At 72.9% G+C, this 15779-nt stretch carries 15 protein-coding genes; 5 read left to right on the top strand and 10 right to left on the bottom strand.

Annotated elements, in window-relative coordinates; genetic code table 11:
• Positions 1-485: 485 nt before the first annotated feature.
• Genes PV682_RS27515 through PV682_RS27505 form a run of 3 tightly spaced genes read right to left on the bottom strand, consistent with a single transcriptional unit; the run spans position 486 to position 3597 of the window.
• Positions 486-1535 carry a Zn-dependent alcohol dehydrogenase gene (locus tag PV682_RS27515; RefSeq protein ID WP_319734473.1) on the bottom strand — a complete coding sequence of 350 codons (1050 nt, stop codon included), beginning with the start codon at positions 1533-1535 and terminating at the stop codon, positions 486-488.
• Positions 1532-2671, bottom strand: coding sequence for an acyl-CoA dehydrogenase family protein (locus tag PV682_RS27510; protein WP_319734471.1), 1140 nt, complete (start codon positions 2669-2671; stop codon positions 1532-1534). Before PV682_RS27510 ends, PV682_RS27515 begins: the two co-directional genes overlap by 4 nt.
• 14 nt (positions 2672-2685) lie before the next feature.
• Positions 2686-3597 carry an SDR family oxidoreductase gene (locus PV682_RS27505; RefSeq protein WP_319734469.1) on the bottom strand — a complete coding sequence of 304 codons (912 nt, stop codon included), beginning with the start codon at positions 3595-3597 and terminating at the stop codon, positions 2686-2688.
• 85 nt (positions 3598-3682) lie between these two features.
• Here PV682_RS27505 and PV682_RS27500 point away from each other — a divergent pair, with 85 nt between their 5' ends.
• The gene (locus tag PV682_RS27500; RefSeq protein WP_319734467.1) at positions 3683-4609 is read left to right on the top strand and encodes a cyclase family protein; all 927 of its coding nucleotides are present in this window, start codon (positions 3683-3685) and stop codon (positions 4607-4609) included.
• A 360-nt stretch (positions 4610-4969) separates the two neighbouring features.
• On the opposite strand, the gene PV682_RS27495 is transcribed toward PV682_RS27500, so the two are convergent.
• The 4 genes from PV682_RS27495 to PV682_RS27480 form a co-directional block, all read right to left on the bottom strand.
• Positions 4970-5449: an ATP-binding protein gene (locus PV682_RS27495; RefSeq protein WP_319734465.1), complete on the bottom strand. Its 480-nt coding sequence runs from the start codon at positions 5447-5449 to the stop codon at positions 4970-4972.
• 458 nt (positions 5450-5907) lie between these two features.
• On the bottom strand, positions 5908-6825 hold the full coding sequence (locus PV682_RS27490) for an acyl-CoA dehydrogenase family protein (RefSeq protein ID WP_319734463.1): 918 nt from the start codon (positions 6823-6825) through the stop codon (positions 5908-5910).
• A 13-nt stretch (positions 6826-6838) separates the two neighbouring features.
• On the bottom strand, positions 6839-7969 hold the full coding sequence (locus PV682_RS27485; RefSeq protein ID WP_319734461.1) for an acyl-CoA dehydrogenase family protein: 1131 nt from the start codon (positions 7967-7969) through the stop codon (positions 6839-6841).
• A gap of 5 nt (positions 7970-7974) precedes the next feature.
• On the bottom strand, positions 7975-9168 hold the full coding sequence (locus tag PV682_RS27480) for an amidohydrolase family protein (RefSeq protein WP_319734459.1): 1194 nt from the start codon (positions 9166-9168) through the stop codon (positions 7975-7977).
• Between the two features lie 132 nt (positions 9169-9300).
• Between PV682_RS27480 and PV682_RS27475 the strand changes: the two genes are divergently transcribed.
• Both PV682_RS27475 and PV682_RS27470 read left to right on the top strand, forming a co-directional pair.
• A complete protein-coding gene (locus tag PV682_RS27475; protein WP_319734457.1) occupies positions 9301-10803 on the top strand; it encodes a class I adenylate-forming enzyme family protein in 1503 nt (500 codons plus the stop codon).
• 34 nt (positions 10804-10837) lie between these two features.
• A complete protein-coding gene (locus PV682_RS27470; protein ID WP_319734455.1) occupies positions 10838-11302 on the top strand; it encodes a cation:proton antiporter in 465 nt (154 codons plus the stop codon).
• A 135-nt stretch (positions 11303-11437) separates the two neighbouring features.
• Here the strand turns inward: PV682_RS27470 and PV682_RS27465 are convergent, their stop codons facing one another.
• Positions 11438-11821, bottom strand: coding sequence for an STAS domain-containing protein (locus PV682_RS27465; protein WP_055723419.1), 384 nt, complete (start codon positions 11819-11821; stop codon positions 11438-11440).
• 371 nt (positions 11822-12192) lie between these two features.
• Here PV682_RS27465 and PV682_RS27460 point away from each other — a divergent pair, with 371 nt between their 5' ends.
• Both PV682_RS27460 and PV682_RS27455 read left to right on the top strand, forming a co-directional pair.
• Positions 12193-12774 (top strand): RNA polymerase sigma factor, encoded by a 582-nt coding sequence (locus PV682_RS27460; protein ID WP_319734452.1) that lies wholly within the window; start codon positions 12193-12195, stop codon positions 12772-12774.
• Complete coding sequence (locus PV682_RS27455; protein WP_319734450.1) at positions 12771-14084, top strand: zf-HC2 domain-containing protein; 1314 nt, start codon at positions 12771-12773, stop codon at positions 14082-14084. The genes PV682_RS27460 and PV682_RS27455 overlap by 4 nt, the downstream gene beginning before the upstream one ends.
• A gap of 77 nt (positions 14085-14161) precedes the next feature.
• Here the strand turns inward: PV682_RS27455 and purU are convergent, their stop codons facing one another.
• Together purU and PV682_RS27445 are read right to left on the bottom strand one after the other, a co-directional pair.
• Positions 14162-15043 carry a formyltetrahydrofolate deformylase gene (gene purU, locus PV682_RS27450; RefSeq protein WP_319734448.1) on the bottom strand — a complete coding sequence of 294 codons (882 nt, stop codon included), beginning with the start codon at positions 15041-15043 and terminating at the stop codon, positions 14162-14164.
• Positions 15044-15192: 149 nt separating this feature from the next.
• Positions 15193-15693, bottom strand: a complete 501-nt coding sequence (locus PV682_RS27445) for an SCO4402 family protein (protein ID WP_055721585.1) — start codon at positions 15691-15693, stop codon at positions 15193-15195.
• Between the last annotated feature and the right edge of the window lie 86 nt (positions 15694-15779).

Raw genomic sequence — 15779 nt, 5'->3', positions numbered from 1 at the left:
TCAGCAGCGTCCGCAGTCCGCCCGCGGAGGCGGCGGGCGCGCCCCCGGCCAGGAACGCGAACGCGACGAGGACGGCGGGGTGCGCCCCCGGGAGGACGCCGAGCCCCGCGAAGCCGAGGGCCCCGCCCGCGAGCCCCGCGGCCAGCTGGGCCCGCGCCCGCTCCGTCCGCAGCCGCATCCCCAGCACCGGCGCCCCGACGATCTCGCCGAGCACGAACGCCGCCGCGAGCACCGCGCCCAGCGTGTAACCCCCGGGCCGCTCCCGGGCCAGGAACACCAGCGCGAGCGGCGCCATGGCCACCGGCATCCGCGCGCCGACGGATACGGCGGACCAGGTCAGGGCCGGTCGGGTGGCGAGGTCTCGGTAGCTCATGCGACAACGGTAGGTGCCGGGACCGACAACGCTCCGTAATTTTTCCCAGCCTGTGGACAACTCCGAGTGTGCGCATGTCAACGCCTGTGCCGACGGCCCGTCCTGGCCTTCCTCAGAACGTCAGCACCGCCCGGGCCACCCTCCCCTCCTCCGCGTCGGCCCGTGCCTTCTCGAAGTCCTCGATCGGGTAGGTGCGGGTGACCAGTTCGTCCAGGAGGAGGCGGCCGGAGCGGTACAGGTCGGCGTAGAGGGGGATGTCGCGCTGGGGGCGGGAGGAGCCGTAGCGGCAGCCGAGGATGGATTTGTCCAGGAAGAGGGAGGTGACCTGGAAGGACGCCTCGGCGGTGGGGGGTGGGGTGCCGAGGAGGATCGCCTGGCCGTGGCGGTCCAGGAGGTCGATCGCGGCGCGGACCAGGGCTGTGCGGCCCACGCATTCGAAGACGTGGTCGGCGCCGGCCGGGAGGAGGTCCCGCACCGCTTCCGCCGACGTCACGAAGTCCGTGGCGCCGAAGGTGCGGGCGGCCTCCTCCTTCGCCGGGTTGGTGTCGACCGCGACGATGCGCAGGGCGCCGGCCAGGCGGGCGCCCTGGAGGACGTTGAGGCCGATACCGCCGGTGCCGATGACGACGACGCGGTCGCCCCGGTCGACGCGGGCGCGGTTGAGGGCGGCGCCGACGCCGGTCAGGACGCCGCAGCCGATGAGGGCGGCCGAGGTGAGGGGGACGTCCTTGGGGATGCGGACCGCCTGGACGGCCTTGACGACGGTGCGTTCGGCGAACGCCGAGTTGGCGGCGAACTGGTGGACCGGCGTGCCCGCGCGGGTGAAGGGGCGTTTCGGGCGGCCGATGGAGTGCCGGCACATCGTCGGGCGGCCCCGGTCGCACTCCGCGCACGCCCCGCAGTTGGCCAGCGTCGAGAGCGCGACGTGGTCGCCGGGCGCCACGTGCGCCACCCCCGCGCCGACCGCCTCGACGACGCCCGCGCCCTCGTGCCCGAGGACGACCGGCGCGGGGAAGGGGATCGTGCCGTCGACGACGGACAGGTCGCTGTGGCAGAGCCCCGCGGCGGAGATCGCGACCAGCACCTCCCCCGGCCCCGGCTCCCGCACGTCGAGGTCCCGCACGACCTCGACGCGGCTCCCGTCGAACACGACACCCCTCATCGCACCGCTCCCCTCTTCGGCAGACCGAGCACCCGCTCGGCGATGATCGTGCGCTGCACCTCGTCGGAGCCGCCGTAGATCGTGTCGGCCCGCGAGAACAGGAACTCCCGCTGCCCCTCGTCGAGTTCGTACGGCGCCTCGGGCGCCCACGCGCCGGGCCCGACGGCGGCCCCGGCACCCCGCACCAGCACGCCCAGCTCCCCGAGCCGCTGGTGCCAGCCGCCCCACAGCAGCTTGGCGACGCTGGTGGCGCCCGCCTCCTGCGCGCCGCCGAGCGTGCGCAGCGCGTTCCACCGCATGACCCGCAGCTCGGCCCACGCGCGCACCAGCCGTTCGCGGACGACGGGATCGCGGTCGGCCCCGGTCAGCGCCGCCGTCTCCAGGACCCGCCCCAGCTCCTCGGCGAACCCGATCTGCTGGGCGAGCGTGGAGACGCCCCGCTCGAAGCCGAGGAGGCTCATGGCGACCCGCCAGCCGTCTCCGACGGCCCCGACGACGTGTTCCCCGGCGGCGAGGGCCCCGTCGAAGAACACCTCGTTGAACTCGCTGGTGCCGGTCATCTGGCGAATGGGCCGTACGTCGATCCGGCCCGGCTGGTCCATGGGGACGAGAAGAAAAGTGAGCCCTTTGTGGCGCGTCGATTCCGGGTCGCTGCGGGCGAGGACGAAACACCAGTCGGCGTCGTGCGCGAGGGAGGTCCAGATCTTCTGGCCGGTGATCCGGTATCCGCCCTCGTGGGATTCGGCGCGGGTGCGGATTCCGGCGAGGTCGGATCCCGCGCCGGGTTCGCTGTAGCCCTGGCACCACAATTCCTCGCCGGCGGCTATCGGGGGCAGGAATCTGGCTTTCTGCGCGGGAGTTCCGTGCGCCAGGAGCGTGGGCGCGAGGAGGTTCTCCCCGATGTGCCCGGAGCGCGCGGGGGCGCCCGAGCGCGCGTACTCCTCGGCCCACACGACCTGCCTCGCCAGGGGCTCGGGCCGGTTGCCGTAGCCGCCCTCGCCCCAGCCGATCCCGATCCGCCCGGCGGCGCCGAGCGTGCGCTCCCAGGAGCGCCGGTCCACGGCCGACGGGACGTGCTCGGAGAGCCAGGCGCGCACCTCGGCACGGAAGTCGTCGGCACCGAATTCGAAATCCATGGCCCTTCCTCTCCTCACGCGTTGGGACGGTTTCCCTCCGCCGCCGCTTTCCTCATCTCCGCCAATTTCTCCAGCAGGGGCATCGGTTCCGCCCCGACGCTCCCCGGCAGCACCTCGGCGATCCGCTCCGGCGTCCAGCCGCCCGGCGAGAACGCCGCCCGCACTTCCCTCGGCTGCGCCCACACCGCAATCTTGGCACCGGCGACCGTATAGACCTGCCCGGTTATCCACAGGTCGCGCGCCCGGTCGGACAAAAGGAAAATCACCATCGCGGCGACGTCCTCGGGTTCGCCCATCTCCGCGAGTTCCATCGGTACCCCGGCCGACATCCGGGTCCGGGCGACGGGCGCGACGGCGTTGGCGATCACGCCGTACTTGTGCAGCCCGAGCGCCGCGCTGCGCACCAGCGAGATGATCCCGCCCTTCGCGGCGCTGTAGTTGGCCTGCGAGACGGAGCCCTGGTGGTTGCCGCTGGTGAACCCGATGAGCGACCCGGAGCCCTGCTCGCGCATCACCGCCGAGGCGGCCCGGAACACCGTGAACGTGCCCTTGAGGTGCGTCGCGACGACCGGGTCCCACTCGTCCTCGGTCATGTTGAACAGCATGCGCTCGCGCAGGATCCCGGCGACGCACACGACCCCGTCGAGCCGCCCGTACGTCTCCAGCGCGACGTCGACGACCCGCTGCCCGCCGGCCATCGTCGAGATGTCGTCGGCGACGGCGACGGCCTCCCCTCCGGCGGCGGCGATCTCCTTGACGACTCCCTCGGCGACCTCGCTCGCGGGCGAGGCGCCGTCCACGGCCACGCCGTAGTCGTTGACGACGACCCGCGCGCCCTCGCGCGCGGCGGCCAGCGCGACGGCCCGTCCGATCCCCCGTCCCGCGCCCGTGACGGCGACGACCTTGCCGGCCAAGAAGTTCCCCACGACCCGCCCCTTCCACGGTTTCTGACGGACCGTTAGATTTTATGGCGCGGCCAACCGCCGAGGACAAGCCCCGGGGAGGCACCGGATGGCACTGCCGGAGGAGTTCCACGAGATCGCGGGGCGCGTGAACAACTGGGGGCGTTGGGGCGCGGACGACGAGATCGGCACGCTCAACCTGATCACCGGCGACGTCGTACGGCGGGCCGCCGCCGAGGTGCGCGACGGGCGCCGGGTGCCGCTCGCGCTGCCCCTCAGGGAGGACGGCGTGCAGACCGGGGCGATCCCCGGGCGCGTCAACCCGCTGCACGCGATGACGCAGATCAACCAGGAGATCTTCGGCCCCGGCACGGTGGCGTGCAGCGACGACGCGGTGACCATGGGCCTTCAGGCCGGCACCCACTGGGACGCGCTGACGCACGTCTCGCACTCGGGACGGATCTACAACGGGCGCCCGGCGGACACGATCACCGCGCATGCGGGCGCGGCCTTCAGCGGCATCGCCACCGCGCGGCACGTCGTCTCACGGGGCGTGCTGCTCGACGTCGCCCGCGCGCGGGGCGTCGAGCAGTTGGACGGCGGGCACGCGGTCACGCCGGAGGACCTCGCGGCGGCCGAGGAGTTCGGCAGGGTGCGCGTGCGCGCGGGGGACATCGTCCTCGTACGGACCGGGCAGGTGCGGGTGTATCTCGGCGGGGACCGGCACGCGTACGCGTACCCGTCGCCGGGGCTGTCGGTGCGCACGCCGGAGTGGTTCCACGCGCGGGACGTCGCCGCCGTCGCGAACGACACGCTGACCTTCGAGATCTTCCCGCCGGAGATCGAGAACCTGTGGCTGCCGGTGCACGCGCTCGACCTGGTCGAGATGGGGATGCTCCAGGGGCAGAACTGGAACCTGGAGGAGTTGTCCACAGCCTGTGGAGAAAGCGGGCGGTACGCGTTCCTGCTGTCGGCGATGCCGGAGCCGTTCGTCGGCGCGACCGGCACGCCCGTGGCACCGGTGGCGGTCCTCTGAGCCGGCCGCGTGAGACGTCCCCGTACGGCACCGGACGGCGGCACGCCGCGCCCGCCCCGAGCACGGCACCGCGCACCGCCGTCCGGACTCGGCGCGCCCGCCCCGCGTCCCCTCTCCCCGAGAGGGAACCGACGCCGAATCAACGACCCACACTCGCCGAGGACTTCCGTCACCGAAGCCCTCGCCGTCCCCTCGCGGCGAATCGCTGACCACAAGCGTGATCAAACGGACACCTCGCGTCAACACCCTCTCGGGGTTTTGTGGTTGTAAGCCCGCTTCGCGCCGGGCGCGCACAGAAGCACGGCCGGGCGCACCGCCGGCCCTCGCAGAGCGGGCCGGGCACACGTACGCGCACGCGGGTCACACGGCGCCGTAGGCCAGCCCCTCGAAGATCCCCAGCGCCCGCCCGCACTCCGCCGCGACCTGCCCCCGCGCCCGCGCGGGACGGTCGAGTTCGCACCAGATCCGCTTGCCCGCGCCCTCGGCGGCCCACCCCCAGCGGTCGGCGAGCCCGTCGACGAGGGCGAGGCCGCGCCCGCCGGTGGCGTCGTCGGTCGCGCAGCGGGGCACAGGAGCCCTCTCGCTGCCGTCGGCGACCTCCAGGCGCACCGTGGCCGCGCCGGCCGCCTCACCGGGCAGACGAAGGCTCAGGACGGCCGGCCGGCCGGTGTGCACGACGGCGTTGGTGACCAGCTCGGAGACGATCAGCGCGAGCGTCTCGGCGAGCGCGTCGTCGTCGGCCAGGGCCGACCCGGCCAGGCGCGCGCACGCCCATCTGCGGGCCCGCCCCACCTCCGCGGGGTCGGGCCGGATCTCCAACTGCGTCTGAAGCACCTGCACCGCTCACACCATCCGAACCGGCGGACACAGCCCCGCGCGCCACGACGGCGAGGTGCCCCCCATGACGACGAGGGCCACGATCGTAGCCATTTCCCGCGCGCCCCCGGCAACCGCCCGAGGCGTCGTGACAGAACGTGAATCCCTTGCAGAACAGCTTGATCGACGTTCCGTCACCCCGGCGAGCGCTTCGGGCATATTCCAGCGCGAAGGAGTACCCGTGCGGCATACTGTGCGACCCCCCTCTGCGGAAGTCGGACAGGCGACACCGGGGCGGCTCACACCCGGAACCACTCGCATCCCCCGAAGGTACCGGAGCGAATCCCCGACTCCGCACCGTGACGGGTCACGCGCGGGACACAACCAGGTATCGACACACCGTCATCATCCGTTGCCACAATCGTCGACATCCGTACACCGCGCCCCCGCGCGCGGCACCGTCCTCGCAGGCCACGGCGGTGTCAGCCGGCCCCGGAGAGCAGCTCCCGCGCGAGCAGTTCCTCGCTCTCCCGCGCCCCTCCCGCACGCCGCGCGCGCACCCACGCGCGCTTGAGCGACAGATGTACGTCCGCCTCCCAGGTGAACCCCATCCCGCCGAGCACCTGGAGGCAGTCCCGCGCGCCCTGTACGGCGGCCTCGTCCGCGAGCACCCGCGCGCCCGCGATGTCGGCGGCGTCCCCGGTGACCGACGCCGCGTACACCGCCGCGCGCGCGACCTCCACCCGCACCAGCGCCTCGGCGCACAGGTGCTGCACCGCCTGGAACGCGCCTATCGGACGGCCGAACTGCTCGCGCGTACGCGCGTGTTCGACGGCCAGCTCACCCGCGCGCGCGGCCGTACCGAGCTGCTCGGCGGCGGTGAGGAGGACAGCAACGGGGTCACCCGCGCGCGGGACGGCGCCGGAAACACGGTGCAGCGGCGTCAGCGGATCGACCGACCGCACGGCGACCGCCCCTGAACCGCCCTCCCCGATCGCGCCCCCCTTCCCGATCGCGCCCTCCTCCCCGATCACGACGTCCGCCTCCTCCCACCACTCCACGAGCCCTCCGTCGACCATCGCGACGACGGTCACCCCCTCCGCCGCGCCCGGCACGGTCCCCGCCGCGAGGTGCGTCGCCACCAACGGCCCCGGCAGCAGCGCCCGTCCGGCCTCCTCGAAGGCCAGCACCACCTCCGGCAGCCCGAGTCCGACCCCGCCGGCCTCCTCCGGCAGCCGCAGCGCGAAGAACCCGGCCTCCCCGAGGGCCCGCCACAGCCCCCGGTCGAGCGCGGGTCTCCCCACGGCGGCCCGCAGCGCCTCGGCCCCGAAGCGCCGGTCGAGCACCTCACGCACGCCCGCGCGCAGGGCACGCTGATCGTCGGTCAGCCGGAATCTCACAAGTCCCTCCCCGTCAGCGCCCCTTGGGCAGCCCCAGCACCCGTTCCGCCACGATCGTCCGCTGGATCTGCGACGTCCCCGCCGCGATCGTGTACGACAGCGACGACAGCCGCTCCAGCACCCACGGCCGGTCCAGATCGAGCGCCGCGTCGCCGAGCACCTCGGCGGCGGCGTCGTACAGCTCCTGGCGCGCGTGCGAGAAGCGCAGCTTGAAGACCGAGCCGCCCACCCCGGGCACGCCGTTCGCGGTCGCCTCCGAGACGTTCCACTGGACGAGCCGCCACAGGGCCCGCAGCTCGGCGTCCAGGCGCCCCAGACGGCGCCGTAGGGCCGGATCGTCCCAGCGGCCGACCGCCAGGGCCTCGCGGGCGAGTTCGGCCAGCACGCGGCGACAGGCGACCACCTCGCCGGCGAAGGCGGTGCCGCGCTCGAAGGAGAGCGTGACCATCGTGACGCGCCAGCCGTCGTTCTCGTCGCCGACCCGGCCCGCGACCGGCACCGGCACGTCGTCGAGGAACACCTCGGCGAACTCGGCGGACCCGGCGAGCGTGCGCAGCGGCCGTACGGTGATCCCGGGGGCGTCCATCGGCATCGCGAGCCAGGTGATCCCCCGGTGCTTGGGGGCGTCCGGGTCGGTGCGCACGAGGAGTTCGCACCAGTCGGCGACCTCCGCGTGGGACGTCCAGATCTTGGAGCCGGTGACCCGGTAGACGTCGCCGTCACGCCGCGCGCGCGTACGCAGGGACGCGAGGTCGGAACCGGCGCCCGGTTCGCTGAACCCCTGGCACCAGACCTCCTCGCCGCGCAGGATCGGCCCCAGCCAGCGTTCGCGCTGGGCGGCCGTCCCCTCGGCGGCGATCGTCGGGCCCGCGTGCAGGAGGCCCACGAACCCGGCGCCCACGTAGGGCGCGCCGGCCCGCTCGGTCTCCTCCAGGAAGATCAGGCGGACCGTCGGGGAGGCGTCCCAGTGCACGTGCGCGTAGCCGGCGTCGTACAGCCTGCGCTGCCAGCCGAGGTCGTACGCGCGCCGCGCGGGCCAGTCGTCCGGGGGCGGTTTCGGGGGCAGCTGGGGCAGCGTTTCCGTCAGCCACGCGCGCAGGCGCGCACGGAACTCCTCCTCCTCGGGCGTGTACGCGAGGTCCATGGGCGCTACTTGTCGAGGTCCAGGTCGAGCATGCGGATCGCGTTGCCGCGCATCAGCTTGTACGTCGTCTCCTCGTCGAGTCCCTCGACGTGCTCCAGGGCGATCTGCTTGGTGTGCGGGAACGTCGAGTCGACGTGCGGGTAGTCCGTCTCGAAGGTGGCGTTGTCGCGGCCGACGACGTCGATGGAGGCGACGCCGTGCTTGTCGCGGAAGAAGCAGCAGAAGATCTGCCGGTAGTAGTACGTCGACGGCGGCTCGGGGACCAGGTCGCGGACGCCGCCCCACGCGCGGTGTTCCTCCCAGACGTCGTCGGCGCGCTCCAGGGCGTACGGGATCCAGCCCATCTGCCCCTCGGAGTAGGCGAGTTTGAGGCGCGGGAAGCGCACCAGGACGCCGCTGAAGAGGAAGTCCATCATCGACGCCATGGCGTTGTTGAACGACAGGGACGCCTGGACGGCCGGAGGCGCGTCGGGGGAGGCGGCGGGCATCTGGGAGGACGAGCCGATGTGCATGTTGACGACCGTCCCGGTGTCCTGGCAGGCCGCGAAGAAGGGGTCCCAGTAGCCGGAGTGGATGGACGGCAGGCCGAGGTGGGTGGGGATCTCGGAGAACGTCACGGCGCGCACCCCGCGCGCGGCGTTGCGCCGGATCTCCTCGACGGCGAGGCCGATGTCCCACAGGGGGATCAGGCAGAGCGGGATGAGCCGTCCGCCACTGCCGCCGCACCACTCCTCGACCATCCAGTCGTTGTAGGCGCGCACGCACGCGAGGGCGACGTCCTTGTCCTGCGCCTCCGCGAAGGTCTGCCCGCAGAAGCGCGGGAAGGACGGGAAGCACAGGCTCGCCTCGACGTGGTTGAGGTCCATGTCCTTGAGCCGCTCGACCGGGTCGTAGCAGCCGGGGCGCATCTCCGCGCGCGTGATGCCCTCCAGGGTCATGTCGTCGCGGTCGAAGCCGACGGCGGCGATGACGCGCTTGTAGGGGAACTTGAGGCCCTCGTAGATCCACCAGTCGGCGGGCGGCCCGTCCGGGTCCATCGTGATCTGGTACTTGCCGCCGATGTAGGCCAGTTCACCGATCCCGGCGGTCAGCGGCTTCGGCCCGTGCTCCCGGTACTTCGCCGGCAGCCAGGTCTCGAAGAGGTGCGCCGGCTCGATCACGTGGTCGTCGACGCTGACGATGCGCGGCAGCTCGCCCATGAGGCCCCCACTCCCGATATCTGATGGACCGTCAGATCCTGTCGTCACGCGCAGACTAGCCCCGCACCCCTGGACCGACAAGGCGCACGCCCCTACGATCTGACGACCCGCCAGAGACGCAGGGGGCCCGAAGTGACCGACACCGCGCACGCGCTGAGCTCCGCCCGCACCCTCTGGGAACTCCTCGACCGCCGCGCCGCCCTCACCCCCGACCGCCCGGTGCTCCTCCAGGACGACCGCACGCTGACGTTCGGCGAACTGCGCGACGGCGCCGAGCGCACGGCGGCCGGCCTGTACGGCATGGGGGTGCGCTCCGGCACGGTCGTCGCCTGGCAGCTCCCCACCCGGATCGAGACGGCCGTCCTGACCTTCGCGCTCGCGCGCCTGGGCGCCGTCCAGAGCCCGGTGATCCCGTTCTGCCGGGACCGCGAGGTCGGCTTCGCGCTGCGGGAGTCCAAGGCCGAGTTCTTCGCCGTGCCGGGCGTCTGGCGGGACTTCGACCACACCGGCATGGCGCGGCGGCTCGGCGCGAAGGGGATCTTCGAGGCGTACGACGCTCTGCCGGCCGGCGATCCGGCCGTACTGCCCGCTCCGCCGGACGACGGTTACTCCGTTCGGTGGATCTACTGGACCTCGGGAACGACCTCGGACCCCAAGGGCGTTCTCCACACAGACCGCTCGCTCATCGCCGGGGGTGCCTGCCTCGCCCACGCACTGCGCCTGTCGGAGACGGACGTGGGGTCGATGGCCTTCCCGTACGCCCACATCGCGGGGCCGGACTACACGGTGATGCTGCTGCTCTACGGCTTCCCGGCGGTGATGTTCGAGCGGTTCGCCCTCCCCGAGGCGCTCGATGAGTTCCGGCGGCACGGCGTGACGGTGGCGGGCGGGTCGACGGCGTTCTACTCGATGTTCCTCGCGGAGCAGCGCAAGCGGCCGGGGGCGAAGGTGATCCCGACGCTGAGGCTCCTCGCGGGCGGCGGCGCCCCGAAGCCGCCGGAGGTGTACCACGCGGTGGTACGGGAGCTGGAGGTGCAGCTGACGCACGGATACGGCATGACCGAGGTACCGATGATCACGATGGGCTCGCCGGACGACACCCCGGAGAACCTGGCGACGACGGAAGGCAGACCGCCGGAAGGGATGGAGATACGCATCGTCGACGGCGAGGTGCGGCTGCGCGGCGAGGCCGTCTGCCAGGGGTACCTGGACCCGGAGCAGACCGCCGAGGCGTTCGACGCGGACGGGTTCCTGCGCACCGGCGACCTCGGGTACGTCACCCCCACCGGGCACCTCGTCCTCACCGGCCGGCTGAAGGACGTCATCATCCGCAAGGGCGAGAACGTCTCCGCGAAGGAGATCGAGGACCTCCTCGCGGCGCACCCCGGCGTCGGGGAGGCCGCGGTGGTCGGGCTGCCGGACGCGGAGCGCGGGGAGCTGGTGTGCGCGGTGGTGGAACCGGCGGACGCGCAGGGCGAGTTGAGCCTGGCGGAGGTCGTCGCCTACCTGCGCGAACAGGGGCTCGCGCCGCACAAGCTGCCGGAGCGGCTGGAGGTGGTGGAGGCGCTGCCGCGCAACGAGACGCTGCGCAAGGTGCTCAAGTACAAGCTGCGGGAGCGGTATTCGGGGAGTTGAAGAGGGGCCGGGTCCGTGTGATCAACTGTCCGGCGTGGAGACGTTGACGGCGAGCCTCGTGGCGGTGCTGGGGACCCTGCTCGGTGCGGGGCTCACCCACCGGTTCCAGGTCCGGGCGGCCGAGCGGGCGGAGCGCTTCACGCGCGAGGAGCGGCTGCGGCAGGAGCGGATGGCCGCGTACTCCGCGTACGCGGGGGCGCTGGTGACCTACCGGCGGGTGCTGCTGGACCGCTGGTTCCGGCTGCACGCGGACAACCAGCCGGAAGAGGCGCACCGGGCCCGCCTGGAGGGGTACGCGCAGCGGACGACGGTCCAGGAGGCACTGTTCCGCGTCCAGATGCTCACGCCGGACGAGGCGCTCGTCGCGCGGGCGCGCGAGGCTCTGGAGCTGACCGACCAGTTACACAGGGCCCCCGACCGGGCCGAGCTGGAGAGACGCCGCGACATCACGCGCGCGGCGGTGACGGCCTTCGTGACCGAGGCCGGGCGGACGCTGTAGCGCCGGAGCGCGGGAGCGCCGTGAACAGGCACGAGGGGCGCCTCGGGCAGGGCCGCCTGCGCCGGGACGTCGCCACACACCAGGAAGCCGGAGCGGCGCAGAGCCGGAGCGGCGCAGAGCCGGAGCGGCGATCGGCTACGCCGACACCTGGCTCGGCTGTTCCTCCTCCGTCGTCGCCTCGTCGAGGCTCGCGTACACGTCGAACAGCCGGCGCACGCCGAGCGCGCCGAAGACCTTGTTGACGTGCGCGTCCTGGCCGCCGCCCGCCGGGAGGACGAGGCGCAGCCGGCCGCCGCAGGAGCGCAGGAGGCGGCGGGCGGCGATGAGGACGCCCACGCCGCTGGAGTCGCAGAACCGGACGCCGGAGAGGTCGAGGACGAGGAGGTGACGGCCCTCGGCCACCTCGTCGTGGACCCGCCGGCGCAGGCTGGTCGAGGTGACCAGGTCCAGTTCGCCCGCCACGTGGAGCACGGCCCAACGGCCCCGCTCCTCACCGGTCACTTTGATCGCCACCACCACGCCCTTCGCTCGCCGGTCCGGAAACGGCCGTTCCCCGGAAGCGGTCCCTTCGCTTCCCCTCGTTTCCTGCACCGCGGCTGCCCAGCGGCCGTTCCCCGAAACACCGGACGGGAAACGGACACCGGACGAAGGAGGCCGGTTCTCATCGAGTCATGTCCGGGCACTATCGGTGCGCGATCCGTACATGATCGGTCGTAAATGATCTGTTTCGATCATGGCTTGATCGTGTCGGACCGGGGTAGGTGGCGGACGGGAGAGCCCCTTTATCACCTCATGACGGGTCCGGGGAGCACAATGCGACAAACGAGCGTGCGATGTCAGAGGGGGCGACTACATTCGAGGTGACGGCAGACACGGGTGGAGGGGGCCGCATGGCGAAGAAGGACGCACTGCCCCGCTGGGACCGCAAGATGCAGCAGCGGCTGACGCGCGGAGAGGCGGCGGCGCTCGGCGAGCTGTACGACCGATTCGCTTCGCTCGTGCACGGCCTGGCCCACCGCGTGCTCGGTGACGAGCGCGGAGCCGACCGCATCACGCGCGAGGTCTTCACGCACGTGTGGGAGCACCCCGACGCGTACGACCCCAAGCAGGGCCCCCTGCGCACCTGGATCGCCGCCCTCACCCACCGCCTCGCCGTCCAGCACCTGCGCGACACCGGCGCCGCCGACCTCGCGCACGGCGGCTCCGGCTCCCCCGAGGACCTCGAACACCGCGTCCGGCACGCCTCGGTCGCCGCCCGCGCCGACTACATCGTCCAGTCCATGCCGACGCCCCTGCGCAGCGCCCTCGAACTCGCCTACTTCCAGCGCCGCGACTACCGCCAGGCCGCCGCCGACCTCGGCGTCACCGAGGACGAAGCGCGTCGCCGGCTCCGCCTCGGCCTCCAGTTGCTCTCCACGGCCCACGACAGCGCCGCGCCCGGTGCACCGCCCGGCTACGGGGGTGCGGCATGACCAACGCCGACCGGCACGCCGAGGACCCCTTCGACCCGGACGGGTACGGCACCTCAGGCACCCCCGGCACCCCCAGCACCCCCGGCCCCGCCCAGCCGTCGCCCCGGATACCGCTGCCGCGCGCCGCGGCCGAGGACGACGAGGCGTACCCCGCCGTACGACAGGAAGGCGGGGCCGTCCCCGCACCGCCGACACCCCCTCTGGAGCACCCGGTGCTCAAGTCACTGCTCGGCGCGTGGGCGCTGGCGGCGTGCTCCGCGGAGGAGTCCGAGGCCGTCGAGGAACACCTCGGCGGGTGCGGGGCCTGCGCGGACGAGGCGCGCCGGCTGCGCGAGGCCGTCGGACTGCTCCAGCGGCCCGAGCCGCTCGACCTCGACCCCGGGCTGCGTACGCGGGTCCTCGCGAGCTGCCTCGAACGGCGTCCGCCGCGCATCCCCGTGCCGGAGTGGGCCCTGTCGTACGACGCGGAGGCCGCCCGGCTCGACGCGCTGCTCCAGGACTTCGGGGACTCCGAGTGGCACGCGCCCGTACGGCTGCGGTGGTTCGCCGGGGAGCGGCAGGAGAGCCGGCGCACCACCGTCGCCGGGGTCATCGCGCACCTCCACGCGGTCGACGGGCTCGTCGCCGTCGCCCTCGGGCTCGACGATCCGCTGCGCGGCGGGCCGGGCGAGGTGGGGTGCGGGCCCGTCGCCCGGACCGAGTACTCCTGGCGCAGCTCCCGGTTCCCCCACACTCGTACCGTGCGCGCACCCTGGCGGGCCCAGGCGCACGACATCGTGCGGACCGCGTCCTTCACGGGCGGCTCCGCCGGGGGGCTCGGGGTGTCCTACGGCGACTTCGAGCTGCCCCTGCGGGACGCGCTGCTCGACCGGGCCTTCGAGTGCTGGGTCCACGCGGACGACATCGCGCAGGCCGTGGACTATCCGTACGACCCGCCCGCGCCGCGTCATCTGCGCGCGATGATCGAGCTGGCCGCGCGGATGCTGCCTGCCGCGCTGGCGGAGCGGCGACTCGCCGGGCTCGCGTCGCCCGGGCGTACCCGTCACCTCGTCCCCGCCGGGCACCCCGGCCGCAGCCTTCGGCTGGAGATCGAGGGGCTCGGCGGGGGCGAGTGGTTCATCCCGCTCGACTCACCCGCGGCCGTCGGGTCCGCCGAGTACGAGGTCGCTCACATCGCCCTCGACGGGGTCGAGTTCTGCCAGCTCGCCGCCGGGCACATCACGCCGCAGGACGCGGCTGCGGGGCAGGTCGGGGACCGGGAGGCGATCAGGGACGTGCTGTTCGCCGCGGCGGCGTTGAGCCGGATGTAGGGGGTGGCGACTGATCCGTGGGCGCGAGCAGCCACACACACCCCGCAGTCGCCCACCCACCAGCACCACCCACCCCTCTACGCGAACACCACCGTCCGGCGCCCGTTCAACAGGATCCTCCGCTCCGCGTGCCACTTCACCGCGCGCGCCAGCGCCTGGCACTCCACGTCGCGGCCGATCGCCACCAACTGGTCCGGGGTGACGTCGTGGCCCACCCGCTCGACCTCCTGCTCGATGATCGGGCCCTCGTCGAGGTCGGCGGTGACGTAGTGGGCCGTGGCGCCGATCAGCTTCACGCCGCGCGTGTGCGCCTGGTGGTACGGCTTCGCGCCCTTGAAGCTGGGGAGGAAGGAGTGGTGGATGTTGATGATCCGGCCGCTGAGCTGCTTGCAGAGGTCGTCCGAGAGGACCTGCATGTAGCGCGCGAGGACCACCAGCTCGACGTGCTCGGCGCGGACGATCTCCAGGAGGCGGGCCTCGGCGTCGGCCTTCGTGTCCTTCGTCACCGGGATGTGGTGGAAGGGGATGTTGTACGAGCCGACGAGTTCCGCGAAGTCCGCGTGGTTGGAGACGACCGCGGCGATGTCGACGGGCAGGGCGCCGGTGCGCGCGCGGAACAGCAGGTCGTTCAGGCAGTGGCCGAACTTGCTGACCATGAGGACGACGCGGGTGCGTTCGTCGGCGCGGTTGATCTGCCAGTCCATGTGGAACGAGTCGCCGATCGCGGCGAAGCTGGCGCGCAGCTTGTCGACGGTGACGGGTTCCTCCGCGGAGAAGTGGACGCGCATGAAGAACAGGCCCGTGTCGTGGTCGCCGAACTGCTGGCTGTCCTCGATGTTGCACCCGGTCATGAACAGGTAGCTGGACACGGCGTGCACGATGCCGGCCTTGTCGGGGCAGGAGAGCGTGAGGATGTACTGCCGGGCCGGAGCGGCGGCGGGGCTGGACTGCGCGTTCATGTCGGACAGGGTCCCATAAGGCGCGCCCGCCGGGTCGGGGGGTTCAGTCCGTGGGCGGGTGCGGGTGCGCGGTGGCCGCTCGCGCCCGCGCGGCGGCAGCCGCACATCGAGCAGAGTCCCGCGCCCCTGAAAGCACCGGCCCGCACCCCCTAGACCGCCCGCGTGACGATCCGCAGCACCTCCAGCGTCTGCGGCGCCGCCTCCGGATCCTCCCCGTCGGCGACAGCCATCCGTACGTGCGCGTCCCGCGCCGCGCGCACCGCCTCGCCCCACCCGGCGTGGTCGAGGTAGGCGGAGACCGGCGCGTCCGGCCCCACCTGGTGCATGATCCGCAGGACCCGCAGGACGGCCGTGTCGACGAGGGCCGCCTCCTGGGAGTCCCGGAAGATCGTGCCGACGTATTTCTCGGCGGACCAGTTGTCGAGCCAGGTGTCCTCGACGAGGCGGTACACGGCGTCGGTGACGTCGCCGTACCCCTCGGCGCCGGCGAGCCAGACGCCCCGCTGGAAACCGGGATCGGAGAGCATGTGCAGCGCGGAGCGCACATTGCTGCGCCAGCGCCACCACGGCATGTCGTTGAGTGGCATGACGCCCATGGTGGATGAGCGACGGCCCCGACGGGAAGGGTTCTCCGGTCCTTGCAAGGTCATGGATCCTATGATCGCCGACACCCCGTACGGCCCAGCCCGCCACCCCCGCCCCGCCCTCCCCGCGCAATTCACCTCCGCGTCACCTC

The sequence above is a fragment of the Streptomyces niveiscabiei genome, from assembly GCF_033794345.1.
Lineage (GTDB): Bacteria > Actinomycetota > Actinomycetes > Streptomycetales > Streptomycetaceae > Streptomyces > Streptomyces niveiscabiei.
Note: the sequence above shows the minus strand (reverse complement) of the source record. Positions and strands in the feature narration are given on the sequence as shown.